This is a genomic window from Nocardia sp. NPDC019323 (genome assembly GCF_044389845.1).
GTDB lineage: Bacteria > Actinomycetota > Actinomycetes > Mycobacteriales > Mycobacteriaceae > Nocardia > Nocardia implantans.
Map to the genome: position 1 here is coordinate 813,168 of NZ_JBIRYN010000002.1, position 20,836 is coordinate 834,003.

Genomic DNA, 20,836 nt, shown 5'->3' on the forward strand with positions numbered 1-20,836 from the left:
TGCTCGGTGAGCCAACGGGAGTGGATCGAAAAGGACTTCTACAAGGAGCTGGGTGTTTCCTCCGGCGCCTCGCAGGACGAGATCAAGAAGGCCTATCGCAAGCTCGCCCGCGACTTGCACCCGGACGCCAACCCCGGTGACACCAAAGCCGAGGAGCGGTTCAAGGCCGTCAGCGAGGCGCACGCCGTCCTGTCGGATCCGGCCAAGCGCAAGGAGTACGACGACACCCGCAAGCTCTTCGCGGGTGGCGGCTACGGTCGCGGTGGGTTCGGGTCCGGCGCGGGCGGCGGCTTCTCGCAGGAGTTCAACCTCGGGGACCTCTTCGGCGGCGCCGCGGGTGCCGCCGAAGGTGGCCTCGGCGACCTGCTCGGCGGTCTGTTCAACCGGGGCGGCGGCACGCGGACCTCGAGCCGCCCCCGCCGCGGCGCCGACGTGGAGACCGAGACCACGCTCGGTTTCCGGGAGGCGGCTCAGGGCGTCACGGTTCCGCTGCGGATGACCAGCCCGTCGCCGTGCACCACGTGTCACGGCAGCGGAGCCAAACCGGGCACGAGTCCGCGAGTGTGCCCGATCTGCAACGGGACCGGCATCGTCAGCCGCAACCAGGGCGCGTTCGGCTTCAGCGAGCCGTGCGACGAGTGCCGTGGCAGCGGGTCGATCATCGACGACCCGTGCCTCGACTGCCAGGGCAGCGGCATCCAGAACCGCACGCGCACCATCACGGTGCGGATTCCGCCCGGAGTCGGTGACGGGCAACGCATCCGGCTGGCCGGTCAGGGCGAGGCGGGGCTGCGCGGGGCGCCTTCGGGCGACCTGTATGTCACCGTGCACGTCAGCCAGGACAAGGTCTTCGGCCGCAACGGCGACGACCTGACCCTGGTGCTTCCGGTCAGTTACAGTGAATTGGTCCTCGGCACCACGGTTTCGGTGCCCACGCTGGACGGGCGGGTCGGCGTCAAGGTGCCTCCGGGCACCGCGGACGGCCGTACCCTGCGGGTACGCGGCCGCGGCGTGCCCAAGCGCGGTGGTGGCGCGGGCGATCTGCTGGTCACGGTGAAGGTCGCCGTGCCGCAGAAGCTGGACGACAACGCCATCGAGGCGCTGAAGCGCTATCAGGAGGCGGAGCGAGCGGGCGGCTTCGATCCACGTGCGGGATGGGCAGGTGCGTGATGTCCTCGGAACCGAAGAACGCGTCCGGCGGGTCACGGGCCGAGTTCTTCATGATCTCGGTGGCGGCCCAGCTGGCCGGCATGCACGCGCAGACGCTGCGCACGTATGACCGTCTGGGACTGGTCACGCCGCAACGTACTTCGGGCGGTGGTCGGCGCTACTCGGCCCGGGACGTGGAGCTGCTGCGCGAGGTGCAGCGGCTGTCCCAGGACGAGGGCGTCAACCTGGCGGGCATCAAGCGCATCATCGAACTGACCAATCAGGTGGAGGAGCTGCGCCGGCAGGTCGCGGAACTGTCGGCCGAGCTGGAGCGGACGCGGGCGGCCTACCGCCCGGATCTCGTTCCGCAGCAGCGCAGTACCGCGCTGGTCGTCTGGCAGCCGCGGCACCGTCGCGAAGACGGCCAGCGCAGACGATAACCGAAACGACGACGGCCCCGGCCTCGGTCGCACTTCGCGATCCGGCGCCGGGGCCTTCGACGTTCGCGCCCTGTGTGTCACAGATTTGCTGAGAATAAACCAGAACATGTTCGACAGAAGCGGCTAGACATAGGTCATTTCGTTGTCGAATCAACTGGGAATTTCTACCATAGACTCGCTTACGCAACCGTATCGGTTTGCCCGATTCGATCCATCTGCGCCAGTTGTGGTGTTGCCCCGAAGTCGCTAGAACAGACCAGTCGGGACGTAATTTCCTAAGTGTCCCTTGTCGATCCGGGGTGTGGAAGACCAATTACCTGTGGAATCTACGGTCTCTCAGTCGGTTTCTCTGGCGTGTCTCCCGGAATATCCTCGTTTCGACGAAATTCCGAGCGGGATGTTCCTTCGAAAGATTCCGTTGCTGGCAAACCTCGCCTACACTCCTTTCCATCGGCTGCTGTCGAGTGGCCCCGCAGCACCTCACTCGCCGGCATGGTTCGTGAACGAGTGCGAAATGGGGTTGTGATACCGATGGATTCACGCGCTGTCGCTTTGATCAGAACTACTTTCAAGGCGGTTGCTGCGGAGGATGGGGGGCCGGAGAAACTGGCGAGATCGTTCTACGCGATCTTGTTCACCGACTACCCGCACGTCCGCGATTTCTTTCCCGCCGCGATGGACCTCCAGCGCGACCGGCTGGTCAAGGCGATCTCCTACGCGCTGGACCGGTTGGAAGAGCCCGACAAGCTGCTGCCCTTCCTGTCCCAGCTCGGCAGGGACCACCGCAAGTACGGTGTGCAGCCCGCGCACTATGCCGCCGTCTCCACGGCGCTGAAGACCGCCGTGAAGGTGTTCGCCGGCACCGAGATGTGGACCGACGAGGTGGACCGGGCCTGGGACGAGGGCCTGAAGATCATCTCCGACACCATGATCGGCGCCGCGGAGAAGGAGACCACGCCGTCGGCGTGGACCGGAACGGTGATCGAACGCCGCGAGGTGCTGCGCAACCTGGTCGTCGTCCGGCTGCAACTGGATCAGCCGATGCGCTACGCCGCGGGCCAGTACCTGAGCGTGCAGATCCCGTCACGGCCGCGCATGTGGCGCTACCTCTCGCCCGCCGTGCCCGCGAATGCCAACGGTGAGATCGAATTCCACGTCCGCAGCGTGCTGGGCGGCTGGGTCAGCTCCGCCATCGTCGGCCAGACCGCCGTCGGCGACCAGTGGCTGCTCGGCTCACCGCTGGGCGGCTTGGGCGTTCCGCGCAACGCCAAACGCAAGATGCTGATGGTCGGCTGCGGCACCGGCATCGCGCCGCTGCGTGCGCAGCTGATGGCGATGGCGATGCGGCGGACCAACCCGAAGGTGCACCTGTTCGTCGGCGGCCACCACCCGTGCGACCTCTACGACCTGGAAACCTTGAGCAAGCTGGCCATGGCCAACCGCTGGCTCACGGTCACGCCGGTGAGCGAACACGACGAGAACCCCTGGTGGTACGCCGAACCGGAGGAACCGCGCACCACATGGCCCGGCGTGGAACCACGGGTCACCGGCCAGATCGGCAAGGTGGTCGCCAGTTACGGCGCCTGGTCCGACCGTGACGTGCAGATCGTCGGTTCACCGTCGATGGTGCAGACCACCAAGTTCCGCCTCATGGCAGCGGGCACGCTCGCGAAGAACATCCGCCACGATCCGCTCTATTAGTCCAGCGCCTGCTGTGTTTGATTTGCAGCGCCTGCGGCGCTGCGAACGGCGGATGCTCGGTCTCGCTTCGCTCGAAACCGGTGGTTGAGCTGGTTTGGTTGCGTCAGTGGTGATCGCGCTATCCAGGGGTTCCCTCGTTGCCGTGGGGTTCCGGGGTCGTCGCTGATGGAACCGCTTCGGATGCTTGATGGGCGCTTTGCTCGAGACCGGTGATCCACCAGTGTGGTTGCGTGGGTTCGGGCAGTCGGCTCCAACGGTGTGCCGTTGCCCTGGCCGAGTAGTTCACTCGGCTCAGGTTCACGGTTCGGTTAGAGCCCCTCGAATTGGATTCGCTGCGGCGGGGTTCCGGTTTCGAGGAGGCGGTCGACGGTGGTCTGGACCATGGCGGGGGAGCCGCAGACCAGGACTTGGTGTTCGGCGAACGCGCCGTGCGAGCCGAGGACGTCGGCGAGGGTGCCGTAGAGCAGGTCGTCGGGTGCGAAGCCGATGTCGACGCGGGACTGCTCGTACCACTCGTCGACCCAGTTCGGGTCGTGCGGGTTCTCCACCACCGGAATCACGGTGAGCCAGGGCAATTCGGCGGCCAGCAGGTAGAGCATGTCCGAGGCGTACAGGTCGCGGGGTGACCGCCCGCCGACGAAGAGGTAGGTGGGCGGCGGCGACGGCTTGCGGGCCAGCTCGAGGATCTGGGCGCGCATGGGCGCCAATCCCGTGCCGCCCGCGATCATCACCACCTCGTCGCCGTCCGGGTCCACCCAGAACCCGCCGGCGGGAGCGCCGATCCGCCACTCGTCGCCGGGCTGGGTGTCGGCGACGATCGCGCCGCTGCACCAGCCGCCCGGCACCGTGCGCACGTGGAACTCCAGCTTGCCGTCCAGTGACGGTGGCAGCGCGGGCGACAGCCTGCGGCGCACGCCGGGATGCTGCGGCACCCGTACCTCGACCGACTGTCCGGCGGCGAACGGCACGAACTCACCGATCAGGCGGATCACCGCGAGATCGTGGCGCAGGCGATGATGACCGACCACGGTCGAAGTCCACTCCGGCGCCTGATGACCGTTACCGAGCATGCTCGGATCCCCCAACGGGGCCTCCTTCTTCTACACAGGGTCGCAGCTGATGTTCTGCTCCGGCGTGCCGACCGCGAGGAGCGCGCGCCGGGTGTCGGCGATCATTCGAGCCGATCCGGCGATCTGGATCTGGCGATCGGCCCACGCGCCGAAGCTCGCGACCACGGCGCCAAGGTTACCGATCAGGCGCCGGTGCATCCCGTACGGTGCGTCCTGCGGCGGATGCGGATACCACCACGGATTGCTCTTCTGCTCGCACACCGGAACGATGGTCAGCCACGGGTTGCTCTGCGAGAGCTGCCACATGTTCTCCACGTCGTACAGGTCGCAGGGATAGCGGCCGCCGATGAAGAAGTGCACCCGCGGGTTGATGCCGCGCTGGCCCATCTCGATCAGCTGGGCGCGCAGCGGGGCAATGCCGGTGCCCGCGCCGATCATGAGCACGTCGCGGCCGCTGTCCCGGTCGACGTGTAGTCCGCCGAGCGGGCCCGCGATGCGCCAGCGGTCACCCACCCTGGTCTCGTTGACGATCGCGGGGCTGACCCAGCCGCCGCGGATCTTGCGCACGTGGAACTCGATCTCGCCGTACGGGTTGGACGGGATGGCCGGGGAGAAATACCGCCACATCTTGGGCCGCTGCGGAATGGTGACCGGCACGTACTGCCCGGCCTGGTAGGGCACCGGCCCGTCGGACTGCAGCCGCACGATGGCCAGGTCATCCAGCACGCGGCGATGACCGACCACGGTGGCCTCCCACACCGGCTGCGACTTGTCGGAGTTGGCGCCGATGGCCATGGACGCGGAGATCAGGATGGTGATGTCGCGCCAGCCCTCTTCCAGGCTCCGGTCCCAGGCCGCGCCGTTGTAGACGCGGAACGCCGCCAGCAGCGCGCGGCCCGCCATGTCGTAGTGCGCGGCCTCCACGCCGTACTTGCGATGGTCGCGAGCGAGTTGCTCCAGGAACTTCTGCGCCCGGTCCCAGTCCTCCAGGTGATCGAGGACGTACTGGATGGCCGTGGCGATGCGCTTGGCCTGCATCTCCATGGCCGGTGGGAACAACTCGCGCAACCGTGGGTTCTCGGCGAACAAATGTCCGTAGAACGCACTGACCAACCGCTCGGGTCCATTCGGCGACTCGATCACCGAACGAAAATTGGCGCGGACCAGCGCAGCCGAACGCGCATCCACGACGTGGAGCTTCCTTTCCCTCAGTTCTGCCCGGGGACATACCCGTTACCGGCGGTCTCCCGCCGACAAGTATCCCCGAAAATGCCGTGGTCGTGTGGCTATCAGTCCCAAGACCCGGGCAAACGGTAATCGGTGGGCAAACGGCGGATGCCGCTGACCCGTCCGGTACCGAGGCCACGGGCGGGCCGGGCCGGATTTCCGCGCCGATGCGGTACCGGCGGATGCGGTCTCCGGCCGGTCAGCTCCCGGCGCCGGTACGCACCGCGGGCACGACCTGCTCGGTATAACGACGGATCTGCTCGACCGGTTCCCCCTCGGTCGGCCAGAAGACGAATCCGTCGATCCGCTGGTCGCGGTGCAAGGCCAGCAGGTCGTCCACCCAGCGCTGGGGCGGGCCTTCCAGGAAGCCGCGATCGGCCCCGTCGGCGGTGATGGTCCCCGACACGTTCAGCACCCGCCGCACCGTCAGCGGGTCCCGGCCTGCCGCGGCGGCGGCGTCATCGATCCGCCTGCCGGCTTCGGCGAGGAACTCCGGCGGCGCCCAAGCGGCCGACGGCACCCAGCCGTCGGCGGCGCGGCCGGTGAGTTCGAGCATGCGCGGCCCGCGCGCGCCGAGCCAGATGCCGGGCCGGTGTCGCGGGAGCGGGCCGGGATGCGCGCCCGCCAGGGAGTAGAAGGAGCCAGGCACCCGGACCGATCGCGCGTCGCTCCACAAGGCGCGGATCACCGTGATCGCCTCCTCCAGGGCGCGCACCGCCTCGCCTCCGGTGCGGCGCGGTCCGCCCATCCCGGCGACGGCGTCCCAGAACGCGCCGGCGCCGAGGCCGAGCTGGATGCGGCCGTCACTGACGATGTCGAGCGACGCGACCGACTTCGCCAGCAAAGCGGGGTGGCGCAGCGGCAGGTTGGCCACGTCGGGGAAGAAGGTGATCCGCTCGGTTCGCGCGGCGAGCGCGGTGATCAGCGTCCAGGTGTCGAGGAACCGGCGCTGATAGGGATGGTCCTGGATGCCGATCAGGTCGAGCCCCGCCACGTCGGCGTACGCGCTCAGCTCGGCGAGCCTGCGGAAGTCGTCGGCCTCGGGGATCAGGAACAGGCCGAATTGGGGCGGTCGGGTCCTCATCACACACCTCCTGGTGGTCGCGCGGGACGCCGACCCGGCGCGGTGGGCCGGTACGGATCAGATGGCGAGCACGGTCTTGCCGCGTGCTCCTGGCGCTCCGATGACCGCTGGTCCCTCCGCGAGCGGGACGGTCGCGTCGATCGGCACGACCACGTCGCCCGCGGCCACCCGCTGGATCAGGCGGGCCAGTTCCGGTGCGCTGCCCTTGGATTCGATGTTGCCGCCCCGCAGCGATCGTGCGCGCAACGCGTCCTCGTCGGCGGCGAAAGTGGTGGAGTAGACCGTGCCGCCGTCGCGGACCAGCGTGGTCAGCTCCGCCAGCGCCTCCGGCGGGCTCACCAGATCGAACAGGACGTCGATGCCGTCCGGATGGGCGGCGGCGACCTGGTCGCGCACCGGTCCCGCGGTGTAGTCCACCGTCTCGGCCGCGCCCAGGCGGGTCATCTGATCGGCGGAGTCGCCCCGCGCCGTGGCGATGACGTGCGCGCCCGCGATATTGGCCAGCTGCACCAGGAAGGAGCCGACGCCACCGGTCGCGCCCACGATCAGCACGGTCTGGCCCGGCTGGATGTGGGTGGCGTCCACGAGGTCCTGCGCGGTCACCCCCGCGGTCGGCAGCGCCGCGGCCGCGACCGTGGGCACCCCGGGCGGAATCGGCACCAGGGTGCCGCCCTCAGGGAGCACCGCGTACTCGGCGAAGCTGCCGTGGCCCACCGGCGGTGTGAGGAACTTGCCGACCACCCGGTCCCCGACGGCGAAACGGCTGACGCCAGCGCCGACCGTGGCGACCGTGCCGGCCCCGTCCACCCCGAGGATCATCGGAAAGTCGTGCGGCAGTTTGCCGTCCAGGAGGCCGGAGGCCACTTTACGGTCGAAGGGGTTCACCCCGGCCGCCTGGAGTTGCACCCGCACGGTGCCCGGCCCCGGCTCGGGCATCGGCATTTCGGCTAGTTCCGGCTTCGCTCCGAACTTCCGTACCACGATCGCGCGCATCCATTCGCTCCTCGAGTCGGGGTGAAGAGTGCTGCAACAACTGACGGCCGAGGTCATCGTAGGCGTCCGAAAGCCGCCGACGTGCGGAATCACCGCATGGGCGGTGTGGCGGGGCGTCGCATTCGCCGGTGCCGGAGCGTAGCGTTCGACACATCCGGTGGATCGCCGGCGGCGCGGCGGAGAATTCCAAACTTGAGCGGAACAGACTCAACCTTTAGAACGTTGGACGGGTAGAACGGCGCCGAGCCGAAGGCGGAGCGGGACGACAGCGACAGCTTCGGCGAACGCGCTCGGCGCCGTGCGAATCGACTCGACCAGTAGGAAGGTGACTCGTGGACTCGTTCAATCCCACCACCAAGACCCAGGCGGCGCTGACCGCCGCCCTGCAGGCGGCCTCCGCCGCGGGCAACCCGGAGATCCGTCCTGCGCACTTGCTGGTGGCGTTGCTCGACCAGACCGACGGCATCGCCGCGCCCTTGCTGAAGGCCGTCGGAACGGATCCGGCGACCGTGCGCCGCGAGGCACAGGACATCGTGGACCGGCTGCCGCGGGCGACCGGCGCCACCACCACACCGCAGCTCGGCCGCGAGGCGCTCGCCGCGATCACCGCGGCGCAGCGCCTGGCCACGGAACTCGGTGACGAGTACGTCTCCACCGAGCACGTGATGGTCGGTCTCGCCGAGGGCGACTCCGATGTCACGATGGTGCTCACCAAGTACGGCGCCACCGCCGACGCGCTGCGTGCCGCGTTCACCGCCGTCCGCGGCAGCGCCAGGGTGACCAGCCCCGATCCGGAGGGCAGCTACCAGGCGCTGGAGAAGTACTCCACCGACCTCACCGATGCCGCCCGCCACGGCAAGCTCGATCCGGTCATCGGCCGGGACACCGAGATCCGCCGGGTGGTGCAGGTGCTGAGCCGGCGCACCAAGAACAACCCGGTGCTGATCGGCGAGCCCGGCGTCGGCAAGACCGCCATCGTCGAGGGCCTCGCCCAGCGCATCGTGGCAGGCGACGTCCCCGAGTCGCTGCGCGGCAAGTCCGTCGTGGCGCTCGACCTCGGCGCGATGGTCGCGGGCGCGAAGTACCGCGGTGAGTTCGAGGAACGGCTCAAGGCCGTGCTGGAGGACATCAAGAACAGCGCGGGCCAGATCATCACGTTCATCGACGAGCTGCACACCATCGTCGGCGCCGGCGCCACCGGTGAATCGGCGATGGACGCGGGCAACATGATCAAGCCGATGCTGGCCCGCGGCGAGCTGCGCCTGGTCGGCGCCACCACGCTGGAGGAATACCGCCAGCACATCGAGAAGGACGCCGCCTTGGAGCGGCGCTTCCAGCAGGTGCTGGTCGGCGAGCCGTCGGTGGAGGACACCATCGGCATCCTGCGCGGCATCAAGGAGCGCTACGAAGTGCACCACGGCGTGCGCATCACCGACTCCGCGCTGGTCGCCGCGGCCACGCTGTCGGACCGCTACATCACCTCCCGGTTCCTGCCCGACAAGGCGATCGACCTGGTCGACGAGTCGGCCTCGCGGCTGCGCATGGAGATCGACTCCCGCCCGGTGGAGATCGACGAGGTGGAGCGCGCGGTGCGCCGCCTGGAGATCGAAGAGGTCGCCCTCGCCAAGGAGACCGACGAGGCGTCCAAGCAGCGGCTGGAGAAACTGCGCGGCGAACTCGCCGACGACCGCGAGAAGCTCAATCAGCTGACCACGCGCTGGCAGAACGAGAAGAACGCGATCGACCAGGTGCGCACGCTCAAGGAGGAGCTGGAAGCGCTGCGCGGTGAATCCGAGCGCGCCGAGCGCGACGGCGACCTGGGCAAGGCGGCCGAACTGCGCTACGGCCGGATCCCCGCGCTGGAGAAGCAGCTCGCCCAGGCCGAGCAGGCCTCGGCCACCGCGGGCGACGGCGAGGTCATGCTGAAGGAAGAGGTCGGCCCGGACGACATCGCCGAGGTGGTGTCCTCCTGGACCGGCATTCCGGTGGGCCGGATGCTGGAGGGCGAGACCCAGAAGCTGCTGCGCATGGAGGACGAGCTCGGCCGCCGCGTGGTCGGTCAGCCCGAGGCGGTGCAGGCGGTGTCCGACGCGGTGCGCCGGGCCCGCGCCGGTGTCGCCGACCCGAACCGCCCGACCGGGTCGTTCATGTTCGTCGGCCCCACCGGCGTCGGCAAGACCGAGCTGGCGAAAGCGCTGGCGGACTTCCTGTTCGACGACGAGCGCGCCATGGTCCGCATCGACATGAGCGAGTACAGCGAGAAGCACTCGGTCGCCAGGCTGGTCGGCGCTCCGCCCGGTTACGTCGGTTACGACCAGGGCGGTCAGCTCACCGAGGCGGTGCGGCGCAGGCCCTACACGGTGGTGCTGTTCGACGAGATCGAGAAGGCGCACCCGGATGTGTTCGACATCCTGCTGCAAGTGCTCGACGAGGGCAGGCTCACCGACAGCCAGGGCCGCACGGTGGATTTCCGCAACACCATCCTCATCCTGACCTCGAACCTGGGCGCGGGCGGTGACAAGGAGTTCGTCATGAACGCGGTGCGCTCGGCCTTCAAGCCGGAGTTCCTCAACCGCCTCGACGACGTGGTCATGTTCCACGCGCTCGACGAGGAGCAGCTCGAGCAGATCGTCGACATCCAGCTCGAGCAGCTGCAGAAGCGGCTGGCGCAGCGCAGGCTGAAGCTGGAGGTCAGCGATTCGGCGCGGTTCTGGCTCGCGGTGCGCGGCTACGACCCCAGCTACGGCGCGCGTCCGCTGCGCAGGCTGATCCAGCAGGCCATCGGCGACTCCCTCGCCAAGGAACTGCTCGCGGGCGAGATCGCCGACGGCGACAGCGTCAAGGTGTCCGTCAGCCCCGGCGGGGACGGCCTGATCGTCGGCAGGTGAGTGAGTGAGCGGCCTCGTCGCGGACGAGGCCGCTCACCTTTCGTCGAAGCTCGCTCGCGCACAAGGTGTTTCGCCCCACCGTCAGCACGGTGAGATCGATGCCGGAACGAACGCCCACCGAGCCGCAGGCGCACCGGTCCACGTGGTACGGGTGCGCGCGAACGTACGCGGCCTACGCTGGAAGCCATGACCAACCCGAACGATCCCTGGGGACAGCGGCCGGAGGATGCGCCGACCGAACACCTGGGTCCGCCGGGCAAGTTCGGATACGGTGGCCCCGCGCACACCACGGAGTACCTCGACGCGTACGGCACCGGGGCTCCGTCGGAATATCCCCCGACGGAGCATTACGGAGCCTGGGGCCCGCCCGGGGCGAACGCGACACGTGAGTTCCCGGCCTACGACCCCCAGTGGGCCGCCTATCCCGACACCGTCCCGGGTGCGGCGGGTCCGCCCGGCGGCGCGATGCCGCCCGGTGCGGCGCCGCCGGGACCACCGCCGCCGCGGCGCAACACCGGCCTGTGGATCGCCCTCGGTCTCGGCGTGGTTCTGCTGATCGGTGCGATCGGGGTGGTCGCGGGCGTGCTGCTCGGGTCGGGCGATTCCGGCTCGGCCGACACCGCGGCGGCCTCCACGACGCGCGTCACGACGAGACCCTCGCCGGGAACCAGGACCGCGCAGCCCACCCCGCCGAGCGGTTTGCCCAGCGTGCCCGGCCTCGGCGATGTCGACGGCCTCGGCGCGACCATGGGCACCATCACCGCCAACGACGGGGGCACCCTGACGGTGAGTTCGGTGATGGGCAACACCATTACGGTGCGCACCGACGCGAACACCCAGGTGATCGCGCTGTCCGGGACCAGAGTCTCCGATCTGGCCACCGGTGAGCTGGTGCTGATCCAGGGTGACAAGGCAGCGGACGGGTCGATCCAGGCGAAGGTCATCATCGGCACCTCGCTGCCCGGCGGCGGGCGATGAGCCGCGCCGGACGCCGGGGGCGCGAAGCGCCGGGGGTAATGACGGACCATGTCCGGCCGGGACCATTAGGCTAGGCGGCGATGACGGCAATGTGGTTCGGGTTGGCGGCGATCGCGCTCGTGGGCGCGATCGTGCTGCTGTATTTCGATCGGCTCCAGCGGCAGCGGACCGGTCACGCGCGACAGGTCTGGGCGAAGTCGCAGGGCTATACCTACGTGTCCGTGGAACCCGCGCTGCCGTCCACGTGGCGGCGCGGCGCGTTGACCAAACTGGGCTATCTCTCCGCGGTCGACGTGGTCTCCGGCATCCGCAAGGGCGAGAAGTTCGTGCTGTTCGACCTGGAGGACTCCGCGACGCTGGTCGCGGTGCGCCGTCAGATCGGTTCGGACATCGACGTGGACATGCGGCTGAAGACCGCCGCCCCGCCCAAGGACCACGATCTGGAACTGCTCGGCGCCATCGGTGACCGCGTGGTCTTCGCGACCAATCCCGAAATCGCCAGGCACGCTGTCGATCAGCGCATGGTCGCGTTCATCGAGAACCTGCCCGACACCGTGCAGATGCTCTGGAGCGAGGGCAACTGGACGCTGGGCATGCTGCTGGTCGGCACCACCCCGAAGGACTGGGAAGGCGCGATCGACGCGGTGCTGCGCCTGTCCGGCCTGCTGCACGTGCTGCCGCCGGTCAGCGAGCCGCGCTTCGACGACGGCGGACCCGAACCGGCGCGCCCCCGCGCCCGTCAGCGGGGCGACCGGGACGCCGAGGGTGAAGCGGGCGACCGCCCCGAGGCCGACGACGAACGGTCCGAAGACGACTCCGACGACGCCGAGCGACCGGAACCGGCGCGCCGCCCGTCGCTCGCCGTCGTGCCGAACACGCGCGCCCGCGTGCGCGACGAGGAGAAGCCCCGGCCGCGCGAGGAGCGCGACGCCGAGAGCCGGAACGACCCCGAATCGCGGCAGCGGCCGACCGACCCGCCCGGTGGACCGTTCCATCCCGGCTTCCGCCCTTACCAGGGACCCGTGCCGAAGTGACCGGCCGCGCGCCCACCGCGGCCGGGCCGCAGCGGCTGCGATCGATCGCGCCGTCATGACCGAGCATCCCCGGCTGCCCGGCGCCACCCGTCCTGTGGCTCTGATCACCGGACCTACCTCCGGTATCGGCCGCGGTTACGCGACCAGGCTGGCCTCGCTCGGCTACGACCTGGTGCTCGTGGCCCGGGACGAGCAGCGGCTCACCGCCATCGCGACCGAGATGGAGCACCGCTTCGCCACCCGCTCGGAGCTGATCGTCGCCGACCTCGCCGCCGCCGACGACCGCGAGCGGGTCGCGGCGCGGCTGGCCGACGGCGTCGAATTCCTGGTCAACAACGCGGGTTTCGGGCAGTCCGGGGAGTTCTGGACGTTGCCGCCCGAGCGATTGCAGGCGCAGTTGGACGTCAACGTCACCTCGGTGATGCGGCTCACCAGGGCGGCGTTGCCGCCGATGATCGCGGCGGCCAACGGCCGCGTCGTCAACGTGGCCAGCGTGGCGGGCCTGATTCCAGGACGAGGGTCGACGTACTCGGCGTCCAAGGCCTACGTCGTATCCTTCACCGAAGGGTTGGCGCGAGCACTGGCCGGGACCGGAGTCCGGGTCCAAGCCCTGTGCCCGGGATTCGTTCGCACGGAATTCCACCGGCGAGCAGGCATCGCGATGCCCTCGCTGCCGAAAGCGTTGTGGCTGAGCGTCGAGCAGGTAGTCGCCGGCTCACTGCGTGATCTGGAGAAGGACCGGGTGCTCAGCGTGCCCGGTATGCAGTACAAAGCGCTCACCACCGTCGCCGGAATGATCCCGCGAACCCTGGGGGCCCGGCTCGATCGCGGGCTGTTCGACGCACGCGGAAGGACTTGACATGATCGACGTGATTACCAACGACAGGGACCGGCTGGCCGCGCTGGTGCGCGAGCTCGCCGTCGTGCACGGCCGGGTGACCCTGTCCTCGGGCAAGGAGGCCGACTACTACGTCGACCTGCGCCGCGCCACCCTGCATCACAGTGCGGGCCCGCTGATCGGCAAACTGCTGCGCGAACTCGTCGCGGACTGGGACTTCGACGCCGTCGGCGGCCTGACCATGGGCGCCGACCCGGTGGCGCTGGCCGTGCTGCACGCGCCCGGCCGCCCGATCGACGCCTTCGTGGTGCGCAAGGCCGCGAAGTCGCACGGCATGCAGCGCCAGATCGAAGGCCCGGATGTCGCCGGCAAGCGGGTGCTGGTCGTCGAGGACACCACCACTACCGGGAATTCACCCCTGACCGCGGTGCGCGCGCTGCGCGACGCGGGCGCTACCGTGGTCGGCGTCGCCACCGTCGTCGACCGGGAAACCGGCGCCGACCAGGTGATCGCCGCGGAAGGCCTGGAGTACCGGTCGATCCTCGGCTTGAAGGATCTCGCCCTGGGATAGCCTGGACGATGGTCTAAGTCTTCGAAGGTGAAGGGTCGTGTGAGTCACCAGTGGTGAGCATTGCAGTCAACAGGAGCCGCGAGAACGTGGCGATGCTCGGAATCGGCGCTTACCGACCCAAACGCCTGGTCAGCAACGCCGAGGTCTGCGAGGTGCTGGATTCCACCGACGAGTGGATCTACGAGCGCACCGGTGTCCGCAACCGGCGCTGGATCAGCGGCGACGAGACGCTGCGGTCGATCGCGGCGGCGGCGGGCGAACGCGCGATCGTCAACAGCGGCGTCGACCGCTCGAAGATCGGCGCCGTGATCCTGGCGACCTCCAGCTGGCTGACCCTCACCCCGCACGGCGCGCCGCAGGTGGCCTACGACATCGGCATGAACGGCGTGCCCGCCTTCGACCTGACCTCCGGCTGCGGTGGCTTCGGATACGGCCTCGGCGTGGCCGCCGACATGATCCGGTCCGGTTCCGCCGAGTACGTGCTGCTCATCGGCGCCGAGACGATGACCGTCGGGCTCGACCCCACCGACCGCGGCACCGCGATGATCTTCGGTGACGGTGCGGGCGCGGTCGTGGTCGGCCCGAGCGACGAGAACGGCATCTCGCCCACCGTCTGGGGCAGCGACGGTGAGAACGCCGCCGCGATCATGCAGGACATCGATTTCCTGGAATACATGCAGCGCGCCCAGGCCATGCAAGGTCTCGACCCGGCCGTGGATCCGGTCGGCCGGATGTCGCTGCGGATGGAAGGCCCTCGGGTCTTCCGGTGGGCTGCGGTCACGCTGCCGCGCGCCCTGTCCACCGCGCTCGAGGTCTCCGGCGTGGCCAAGGAGGACATCGAGGTCTTCGTCCCGCATCAGGCCAACGCACGGATCAACGAGCTGATGAAGAAGAACCTCGGGCTCGCCGACGAGATCCCGATGGCCAACGACATCGAGAACACCGGCAACACCTCGGCCGCGTCCATTCCGCTCGCGATCGAGGAGATGCTGGTCACCGGCAAGGCCAAGGGCGGGCAGACGGCATTGCTGCTCGGCTTCGGCGCCGGCCTGAGTTACGCGGGCCAGGTCGTCACGCTGCCGCCCGCACCCGCCGAGCCGAGCTTCTGAGCATGCGGCCTTTTCGAGCCGGGTATCTCGCGGCGGCGGCGCTCACCGTCTACGGCGCGGTCACCGGGCGGGAGAAGGCGCAGTGGATCGCCAAGCCGCTGCTGATGCCGCTGCTCGCGGCGGATGTGGCGACCGAAGGCGGGCAGCTGCCGTCCACCGAGCGCACGGTGCTGATCGGGTCGCTCGGCGCGGCGACGGTCGGCGACATCCTGCTCATAGATCCGGATGACGACCGCAGGCTGATCGCGGGCGCGTCGTCGTTCGCGGTGATGCAGGCCGGGTACACCACGCTGTGGTGGCGGATGGGTGGCAGGCCCACCGCAGGGGCGGCCGTACCACGGGTGGCCGCCTGGCTGGGGGTGGCCGGGGTGCTGCGGAAGAAAGCTCCCACGGTGGCCGCTCCGCTGACCGCCTATGGCGTCACCTTGGGCGCCGCAGCCGTGCTCGCGTCGGACCCCGCGCTGGCCCCCGCCACGAAAAACATTGCGGGCGTGAACGTTCCCGGCATGGATCCGCGCAGTCGCCTCGGCCTCGGCGCGCTGCTGTTCACCGTGTCGGACGGACTCATCGTGGTGCGGCGGTTGTTCGCTCGCGGTGAGCGGGCGCGCCGGGTGACCGAAGGCGTGATCCTGGCGACCTACGCGGCCGCGCAGTACCTGCTCGCCGATCCGAAGGCGCATGTGAAGCCGGTGCTCACAGCACCAGAATGATGCGATCCCGGTTCGCCGGGTCGACGCGGATCGAGAGGATCTCACCGACCGCGAGTCGGGGTTTGTCGGCCGGTGTGGCGTCGAAAACCACCGTGCCACGGTAACTTTCGGAGCCGGGGACGGTGAGTTCGAGATCCAGCTCGGTGAGTTCGGTGTGATGATCGGTGCGCTCCAGCGGGTGCACGCCCTCGACCGTCGCCCACCCTTCCAGGCCGTGCCGCCACAGTTGACGATCCGCCTTGGACGGCCGCCCGGCAAGCATCATCCCGACGCCGAGGCACGAGCCGAACAACCCGACCAGCGCCACGATCTGATACGGCACGGTTCCCGACGGCGTCCGGTGCACCACCCACCCCAACCACAGCGCCAGCAGGATCAGATACCCGGCGGTCACCCCGAGCACCGTGCGCAGTATCCGCTCGTGATCCATACCAGCCTCCACCCCGAGTGCCAGACCTCCAGGATAGGCCCGCACACCTTCGGCGGTGCTGACCTATTCGCCGAGATAATCGCTCGACAGGGCGACAAGGTCGATCGTGACCGGCGTTCCCGCCAGATCGACTGTCACCGAGCCCGACCGCTCGGCGACCAGCTCGTAGTCGCTGTCGATCAGTCGGTAGGCGCTGAGGCTGGCCGGTTCATCGAGATCGATGAGCCAATAGTGCTCGATGCCGACTTCGGCGTATTCGAAGAACTTGGTGACACGATCGGTTCGCCGGGAACCAGCCGACAGAATTTCGACGGCGAGTTTCACATCCTCCGGATGCACGCGTGCGAGATCGTCGGTGAGCGCTTTGCGGCGGATGACCAAGACGTCCGGCACGCGCACCGTAGGGGGTTGCGCCGGATCGACAACCAACTCGGCTTCACCTACCGCAGCGAGCTCTTTCGGTAGTTGAGGGTGGATTTGCGCCGCGAGCTGCCAGACCGCGAATTGATGACGCACGACCGGCCTCGGTGACACGACCAGAACCCCCTCGACAAGCTCGTAATTTCGGCTGCTGTCCTCCGGCAGCGCGATCCAGTCCTCCAGGGTCAGCAGATGATCAGGCCAGTTCACTTCGACGGTCATCGCTTCCTCCCCTCCCCGCACGGATACCGCGTTGGGGCCAGTTTGGCACACCAGGCCGACAAACCACAGCGACGTCGGCTCTCGAGTCGTAATACCGCCAGGACGCGGCGGCGGAGGGAAGCTGCCCGTCGAAAGTGGTGTGTGCGCACCCCCACCGGCACCCATTACGATCCTGCTGATGAGCTACCCGCCGCAGCCGCCGCCGTACGGTTATCCAGCCTATGGGGCCTACGGAGCACCGGACCATCCGCAATCCACCACGATCTTGATCCTGGGCATCCTGAGTCTCGTGCTTTGCCAGCTCATGGGGCCTTTCGCGTGGGTGATGGGCAAGCGGGCGCTCAACGAGATCGACGCCTCCGGTGGGACCATCGGTGGCCGGGGGAATGTCAACGCCGGATACATCTGCGGCATCATCGCGACCGCGCTGATGGCATTGAGCCTGCTGTTCCTGCTGTTGATGTTGGTGCTCGCCTTGGCAGGCGCGTTCGCGGGGAGTTCGTCCAGCTACTGAGCCACCGGCCGCGGGCACGATGGCCGGAATTAGCATCGTTGGGGTGAGTCACCCAGTGCCGGACGCGGCGGAGCAGGATCTACCGGGCCCGACGGAATGGGGCGAGCACCCGAACGGCGTCGGTCCGTGGGCTAGCGAGCACGCCGAGCCGCCGCCGGATGACCCGCGCCTGGATCCCGAACTGCTGGCCGGCGGCGACCGCCGCAATGTGGTCGACGCCTACCGGTACTGGAGCCGCGAGGCGATCGTGGCCGACATCGACCGGCGCAGGCATCCGTTCCACGTCGCGATCGAGAATTTCGGGCACGACGCGAACATCGGCACGGTGGTCCGCACGGCGAACGCTTTCGCCGCCGCGGCCGTGCACATCGTCGGGCGACGGCGGTGGAATCGGCGCGGCGCCATGGTGACCGACCGCTACCAGCACATCCGCCACCACGCCGACATCGGCGAACTGCTGGCGTTCAGCGAGCAGGCCGGACTGACCGTGGTCGCCGTCGACAACGTGCCCGGCTCGGTGCCGCTGGAGACCGTCACGCTGCCGCGCGCGTGCCTGCTGCTGTTCGGCCAGGAAGGCCCGGGTGTCACCGACCACGCCAAGCAGGCCGCCGTGATGACGGTGTCGATCGCGCAGTTCGGCTCCACCCGCAGCATCAACGCGGGAGTCGCCGCGGGAATCGCGATGCACGCCTGGATCCGGCAACACGCCGATCTGACGACCGCATGGTGAGTTCCTGGCCGCGTTCGATCCCCTGAGCAGGCGATCTTCGATCACCGAAGCCCACCGGCACGATTGCACATCGCTTTCGTAACAAATCGGGCGCATGAATGCGTTCTGGCCTGGCACCATTGACCCATGACCTCGCGGAGCGACGATATCGAGGTGCCGAGCGTGGAGCACGCCGAGACGGGCTCCGCGGCACCGCGTCCGCCGGCCGGCCGTGCACCGGCGGGCCGGGAACCCGTCGCGCCCGCGACGCTGTGGTCCGAACGGGCCGATATGGCCGAATCGTCGATCGTCTCTCGGCATCTGCGCGCGCTGTGGGCGCTGCCCGGCACCGAACTCGGCGTGGTCGGCTGGCCTGCGACCAAGCGCGAGCGAATCTTCGGCGCATGGCACTACTGGTGGCAGGCGCACCTGATCGAGTGCGCGATCGACGCCGCGAACCGGGCGCCGACGCCGTTGCGCCGCAGGCGAATCGCCGCGCTGGCGCGCTCGCACCGCTTCCGCAACATCACCGGCTGGACCAACCGGTACTACGACGACATGGCCTGGCTGGCCATCGCGCTGGAACGCGCCGAGCGAACCCAAGGGGCCGACGTGCGAAGCGCGCTGGTCGCGCTGGAGAAGCGTTTGCACGACGGCTGGCAACCGGAGGTCGGCGGCGGCCTGCCGTGGCGCATCGGCTCGGACTACTTCAACGCACCGGCGAACGGTCCCGCCGCGATCGCGCTGCTGCGTCTCGGGCGCGTCCAGCGCGCGCAGGAGATGTCCGACTGGTTGGACGCGACGCTGCGCGATCCGGAGACAGGGTTGATCCTCGACGGCATCCACCTGCCCTCCGGCGAGATCGAGCGTCCGGTGTTCACGTACTGCCAGGGCGTGGTGCTCGGCCTGGAGACGGAACTGGCCGTGCAGACCGGCGAAGCGAGGCACACCGAGCGCGTGCACCGGCTGCTCGCGGCGGTCGAGGAGCACATGACCACCAATGGCGTGGTCAACGGCGGCGGGGGCGGTGACGGCGGGCTGTTCAACGGCATTCTGGCCCGGTACCTGGCGCTGGTCGCGGTGATGCTGCCGGGTGAGGACGCGCAGCAGGTCGCCGATCGCCGTGCGGCCGCCGCGATCGTCACCGCGTCGGCGAAGGCGGCATGGGCCAACCGGCTGCAGGTCGAGGGCGAGCCACTGTTCGGGCACGACTGGAGCAAGCCCGCGCAGTTGCCCGGCGGCAGCGCGGGAGCCGGTTACTTCACCTCCGGCGGCTCGGTCACCTCGTCGAAGGTGCCGGGGCGCGACATGTCGGTGCAGTTGTCGGGCTGGCTGCTCATGGAGGCGGCTTACCAGGTCAGCGCCGCGGGGCTGTGACCGCGGATCAGCCTTCCGGCTCCAGCACGGCGCTCGGAGCCGTTTCCAGCGCGAAGTCCTCGGCGGGCTGGGACATCTCCTGCCGGTAGTGCCGCACGCCGAGCGCCGTGCCGATGACCAGGCCGACCACCAGCGTGCCGATCACGATCGGCATCAGCCATTCCACGCGCTGCAGGAAATTGCCCGCGTAGTACCCGATGAGCAACAGCACCGGCGCCCAGACGATCGCGCCGATGGTGCTGGCGATGGTGAACTTGCGATGGTCCATCCGAGCGGCGCCGGCGACCGAGGGGCACAGGGTGCGCACCCACGGGATCCACCGGGCGATCAGCACCGCGACGAATCCGTGCCGATGCAGCAGCTCCGCGACCCGTTGCAGATTGCGGACGTTGATGTATCTGCCGTTCTTGCGGGCCACGAGATGCCGTCCGGTCCGGTGCCCGATGACGTAGCCCACCTGGTTGCCCGCGATGGCCGCGACCATCGCGCCCACCGACAGCGCCCAGACGTGCGCCTCCCCCGAGGCGTGCGAGGCCATCACGATGCCCGCGGTGATGAGCATCGAGTCACCGGGCAGGAACAGCCCGAGGATCACCGCGCATTCGAGGAAAACGAAGGTCAGCACCACCGTCCAGACGAGCGCGGGGCCCGCCGACAGTAGTGGATCGAAACTGCCCACGGCTAGGGGCGACGATTCCGTCGTCACCGGCTTCAGCGGGTGGATTCGCTGGTCGAAGCGGTCAGTTCCGCCTCGGTCTGCTCCTGTGCCGTGGCATTGCGGCCGAGCAGCTTCTTCGCCACCGCGGTGATGCCGGGCAGGATCGACACGAAGACGATGAGCAAGAAGATCGCCTCCACGTGGTCCCGGATGAACGCGACATTGCCCAGGAAGTAGCCGAGCACCGTGACACCGCCGCCCCACAGCAGCGCGCCGACGATGTCGAACGCGACGAACTTGCGGTAGTCCATCTTGGAGACGCCGGCCAGCACCGGCATGAAGGTGCGCACGATGGGCACGAAGCGGGCCAGGATGATCGTCTTCGGCCCGTGCTTTTCGAAGAACTCGTGCGTCTGCGTGACGTAGTGCTTCTTGAAGAACCGGGTGTCCTCTTTGTGGAACAGCGCGGGCCCGATCGCCCGGCCGATCCAATACGCGCACTGGTCCCCGGCGAACGCGATCAGCACGACGGCGGGCACCAGCACCCAGATCGACACCGGCGGGTTCGGCTGCGCGGCGAGCAGGCCGCCGGTGAACAGCAGCGAGTCGCCGGGCAGGATCGGGAACAGCAGGCCGGTCTCGATGAAGACGATGACCAGGATGGCCGGCAGCACCGCGTCCTTCAGCCACGTTTCCGTGAGCAGGTGCATCGGA

The 20,836-nt window shown here is 68.9% G+C and carries 21 protein-coding genes; 13 read left to right on the forward strand and 8 right to left on the reverse strand.

All coding sequences use genetic code 11. The features are described 5' to 3' along the window. Window positions 1-6 precede the first annotated feature (6 nt). The 3 genes from dnaJ (at window position 7) to ACH49X_RS11125 (ending at window position 3,290) form a co-directional block, all read left to right on the forward strand. Window positions 7-1,170: a molecular chaperone DnaJ gene (dnaJ, locus tag ACH49X_RS11115; RefSeq protein ID WP_195080847.1), complete on the forward strand. Its 1,164-nt coding sequence runs from the start codon at window positions 7-9 to the stop codon at window positions 1,168-1,170. After that, window positions 1,170-1,589, forward strand: coding sequence for a heat shock protein transcriptional repressor HspR (locus tag ACH49X_RS11120; protein WP_195080846.1), 420 nt, complete (start codon window positions 1,170-1,172; stop codon window positions 1,587-1,589). The genes dnaJ and ACH49X_RS11120 overlap by 1 nt, the downstream gene beginning before the upstream one ends. 531 nt (window positions 1,590-2,120) lie before the next feature. Beyond that, a complete protein-coding gene (locus ACH49X_RS11125) occupies window positions 2,121-3,290 on the forward strand; it encodes an FAD-binding oxidoreductase (protein WP_195080845.1) in 1,170 nt (389 codons plus the stop codon). 308 nt (window positions 3,291-3,598) lie between these two features. Here ACH49X_RS11125 and ACH49X_RS11130 read toward each other — a convergent pair whose 3' ends face one another. The 4 genes from ACH49X_RS11130 to ACH49X_RS11145 all read right to left on the reverse strand — a co-directional run bounded on the left by ACH49X_RS11130 (window position 3,599) and on the right by ACH49X_RS11145 (window position 7,664). Further along, entirely contained in the window at window positions 3,599-4,360 is a 762-nt protein-coding gene (locus ACH49X_RS11130; protein WP_195081043.1) for an FAD-binding oxidoreductase, read from the reverse strand. A 30-nt stretch (window positions 4,361-4,390) separates the two neighbouring features. Beyond that, window positions 4,391-5,548 (reverse strand): FAD-binding oxidoreductase, encoded by a 1,158-nt coding sequence (locus ACH49X_RS11135; protein ID WP_195080844.1) that lies wholly within the window; start codon window positions 5,546-5,548, stop codon window positions 4,391-4,393. 238 nt (window positions 5,549-5,786) lie between these two features. Further along, window positions 5,787-6,671 (reverse strand): LLM class flavin-dependent oxidoreductase, encoded by an 885-nt coding sequence (locus ACH49X_RS11140; protein WP_195080843.1) that lies wholly within the window; start codon window positions 6,669-6,671, stop codon window positions 5,787-5,789. Window positions 6,672-6,728: 57 nt separating this feature from the next. Beyond that, window positions 6,729-7,664 (reverse strand): NADP-dependent oxidoreductase, encoded by a 936-nt coding sequence (locus ACH49X_RS11145; RefSeq protein ID WP_195080842.1) that lies wholly within the window; start codon window positions 7,662-7,664, stop codon window positions 6,729-6,731. 332 nt (window positions 7,665-7,996) lie between these two features. On the opposite strand from ACH49X_RS11145, the gene clpB reads away from it, so the two are divergent. The 7 genes from clpB (at window position 7,997) to ACH49X_RS11180 (ending at window position 15,792) form a co-directional block, all read left to right on the forward strand. After that, on the forward strand, window positions 7,997-10,552 hold the full coding sequence (clpB, locus tag ACH49X_RS11150; protein ID WP_195080841.1) for an ATP-dependent chaperone ClpB: 2,556 nt from the start codon (window positions 7,997-7,999) through the stop codon (window positions 10,550-10,552). Between the two features lie 186 nt (window positions 10,553-10,738). Then, window positions 10,739-11,530 carry a DUF5666 domain-containing protein gene (locus ACH49X_RS11155; RefSeq protein WP_357110561.1) on the forward strand — a complete coding sequence of 264 codons (792 nt, stop codon included), beginning with the start codon at window positions 10,739-10,741 and terminating at the stop codon, window positions 11,528-11,530. A gap of 89 nt (window positions 11,531-11,619) precedes the next feature. Beyond that, window positions 11,620-12,564, forward strand: a complete 945-nt coding sequence (locus ACH49X_RS11160) for a hypothetical protein (RefSeq protein WP_195081042.1) — start codon at window positions 11,620-11,622, stop codon at window positions 12,562-12,564. Window positions 12,565-12,619: 55 nt separating this feature from the next. Beyond that, window positions 12,620-13,423: an SDR family oxidoreductase gene (locus tag ACH49X_RS11165; RefSeq protein WP_195080839.1), complete on the forward strand. Its 804-nt coding sequence runs from the start codon at window positions 12,620-12,622 to the stop codon at window positions 13,421-13,423. Between the two features lies 1 nt (window position 13,424). After that, window positions 13,425-13,973, forward strand: coding sequence for an orotate phosphoribosyltransferase (gene pyrE / locus ACH49X_RS11170; RefSeq protein ID WP_067796674.1), 549 nt, complete (start codon window positions 13,425-13,427; stop codon window positions 13,971-13,973). 50 nt (window positions 13,974-14,023) lie between these two features. Continuing rightward, on the forward strand, window positions 14,024-15,082 hold the full coding sequence (locus ACH49X_RS11175; RefSeq protein ID WP_195080838.1) for a beta-ketoacyl-ACP synthase 3: 1,059 nt from the start codon (window positions 14,024-14,026) through the stop codon (window positions 15,080-15,082). Between the two features lie 2 nt (window positions 15,083-15,084). Further along, on the forward strand, window positions 15,085-15,792 hold the full coding sequence (locus ACH49X_RS11180) for a lysoplasmalogenase family protein (protein ID WP_195080837.1): 708 nt from the start codon (window positions 15,085-15,087) through the stop codon (window positions 15,790-15,792). On the opposite strand, the gene ACH49X_RS11185 is transcribed toward ACH49X_RS11180, so the two are convergent. Both ACH49X_RS11185 and ACH49X_RS11190 read right to left on the reverse strand, forming a co-directional pair. Then, entirely contained in the window at window positions 15,776-16,222 is a 447-nt protein-coding gene (locus tag ACH49X_RS11185) for a hypothetical protein (RefSeq protein WP_067796682.1), read from the reverse strand. The two genes, ACH49X_RS11180 and ACH49X_RS11185, sit on opposite strands and share 17 nt — an antisense overlap. Before the next feature lie 63 nt (window positions 16,223-16,285). Further along, entirely contained in the window at window positions 16,286-16,864 is a 579-nt protein-coding gene (locus ACH49X_RS11190) for a Uma2 family endonuclease (RefSeq protein WP_195080836.1), read from the reverse strand. 178 nt (window positions 16,865-17,042) lie between these two features. On the opposite strand from ACH49X_RS11190, the gene ACH49X_RS11195 reads away from it, so the two are divergent. The 3 genes from ACH49X_RS11195 (at window position 17,043) to ACH49X_RS11205 (ending at window position 19,464) form a co-directional block, all read left to right on the forward strand. Next, window positions 17,043-17,378: a DUF4190 domain-containing protein gene (locus ACH49X_RS11195; protein WP_067796688.1), complete on the forward strand. Its 336-nt coding sequence runs from the start codon at window positions 17,043-17,045 to the stop codon at window positions 17,376-17,378. A gap of 19 nt (window positions 17,379-17,397) precedes the next feature. Then, window positions 17,398-18,108, forward strand: coding sequence for a TrmH family RNA methyltransferase (locus tag ACH49X_RS11200; protein ID WP_195045969.1), 711 nt, complete (start codon window positions 17,398-17,400; stop codon window positions 18,106-18,108). Window positions 18,109-18,378: 270 nt separating this feature from the next. Then, window positions 18,379-19,464, forward strand: coding sequence for a glycoside hydrolase family 76 protein (locus tag ACH49X_RS11205; RefSeq protein WP_195081041.1), 1,086 nt, complete (start codon window positions 18,379-18,381; stop codon window positions 19,462-19,464). Between the two features lie 7 nt (window positions 19,465-19,471). On the opposite strand, the gene ACH49X_RS11210 is transcribed toward ACH49X_RS11205, so the two are convergent. Both ACH49X_RS11210 and ACH49X_RS11215 read right to left on the reverse strand, forming a co-directional pair. Next, complete coding sequence (locus ACH49X_RS11210) at window positions 19,472-20,170, reverse strand: DedA family protein (RefSeq protein ID WP_323124688.1); 699 nt, start codon at window positions 20,168-20,170, stop codon at window positions 19,472-19,474. A 5-nt stretch (window positions 20,171-20,175) separates the two neighbouring features. Next, window positions 20,176-20,832 carry a VTT domain-containing protein gene (locus ACH49X_RS11215; RefSeq protein WP_323124692.1) on the reverse strand — a complete coding sequence of 219 codons (657 nt, stop codon included), beginning with the start codon at window positions 20,830-20,832 and terminating at the stop codon, window positions 20,176-20,178. Between the last annotated feature and the right edge of the window lie 4 nt (window positions 20,833-20,836).

Excerpts from the sequence above, each read along its gene's own strand:
- ACH49X_RS11120 (WP_195080846.1), top strand. The coding sequence starts at position 1,170 with ATGTCCTCGGAACCGAAGAACGCGTCCGGCGGGTCACGGGCCGAGTTC.
- ACH49X_RS11125 (WP_195080845.1), top strand. The coding sequence starts at position 2,121 with ATGGATTCACGCGCTGTCGCTTTGATCAGAACTACTTTCAAGGCGGTT.
- ACH49X_RS11130 (WP_195081043.1), bottom strand. The coding sequence starts at position 4,360 with ATGCTCGGTAACGGTCATCAGGCGCCGGAGTGGACTTCGACCGTGGTC.
- ACH49X_RS11140 (WP_195080843.1), bottom strand. The coding sequence starts at position 6,671 with ATGAGGACCCGACCGCCCCAATTCGGCCTGTTCCTGATCCCCGAGGCC.
- ACH49X_RS11145 (WP_195080842.1), bottom strand. The coding sequence starts at position 7,664 with ATGCGCGCGATCGTGGTACGGAAGTTCGGAGCGAAGCCGGAACTAGCC.
- ACH49X_RS11155 (WP_357110561.1), top strand. The coding sequence starts at position 10,739 with ATGACCAACCCGAACGATCCCTGGGGACAGCGGCCGGAGGATGCGCCG.
- ACH49X_RS11160 (WP_195081042.1), top strand. The coding sequence starts at position 11,620 with ATGTGGTTCGGGTTGGCGGCGATCGCGCTCGTGGGCGCGATCGTGCTG.
- ACH49X_RS11165 (WP_195080839.1), top strand. The coding sequence starts at position 12,620 with ATGACCGAGCATCCCCGGCTGCCCGGCGCCACCCGTCCTGTGGCTCTG.
- pyrE (WP_067796674.1), top strand. The coding sequence starts at position 13,425 with ATGATCGACGTGATTACCAACGACAGGGACCGGCTGGCCGCGCTGGTG.
- ACH49X_RS11180 (WP_195080837.1), top strand. The coding sequence starts at position 15,085 with ATGCGGCCTTTTCGAGCCGGGTATCTCGCGGCGGCGGCGCTCACCGTC.
- ACH49X_RS11185 (WP_067796682.1), bottom strand. The coding sequence starts at position 16,222 with ATGGATCACGAGCGGATACTGCGCACGGTGCTCGGGGTGACCGCCGGG.
- ACH49X_RS11190 (WP_195080836.1), bottom strand. The coding sequence starts at position 16,864 with ATGACCGTCGAAGTGAACTGGCCTGATCATCTGCTGACCCTGGAGGAC.
- ACH49X_RS11195 (WP_067796688.1), top strand. The coding sequence starts at position 17,043 with ATGAGCTACCCGCCGCAGCCGCCGCCGTACGGTTATCCAGCCTATGGG.
- ACH49X_RS11200 (WP_195045969.1), top strand. The coding sequence starts at position 17,398 with ATGGCCGGAATTAGCATCGTTGGGGTGAGTCACCCAGTGCCGGACGCG.
- ACH49X_RS11205 (WP_195081041.1), top strand. The coding sequence starts at position 18,379 with ATGGCCGAATCGTCGATCGTCTCTCGGCATCTGCGCGCGCTGTGGGCG.
- ACH49X_RS11215 (WP_323124692.1), bottom strand. The coding sequence starts at position 20,832 with ATGCACCTGCTCACGGAAACGTGGCTGAAGGACGCGGTGCTGCCGGCC.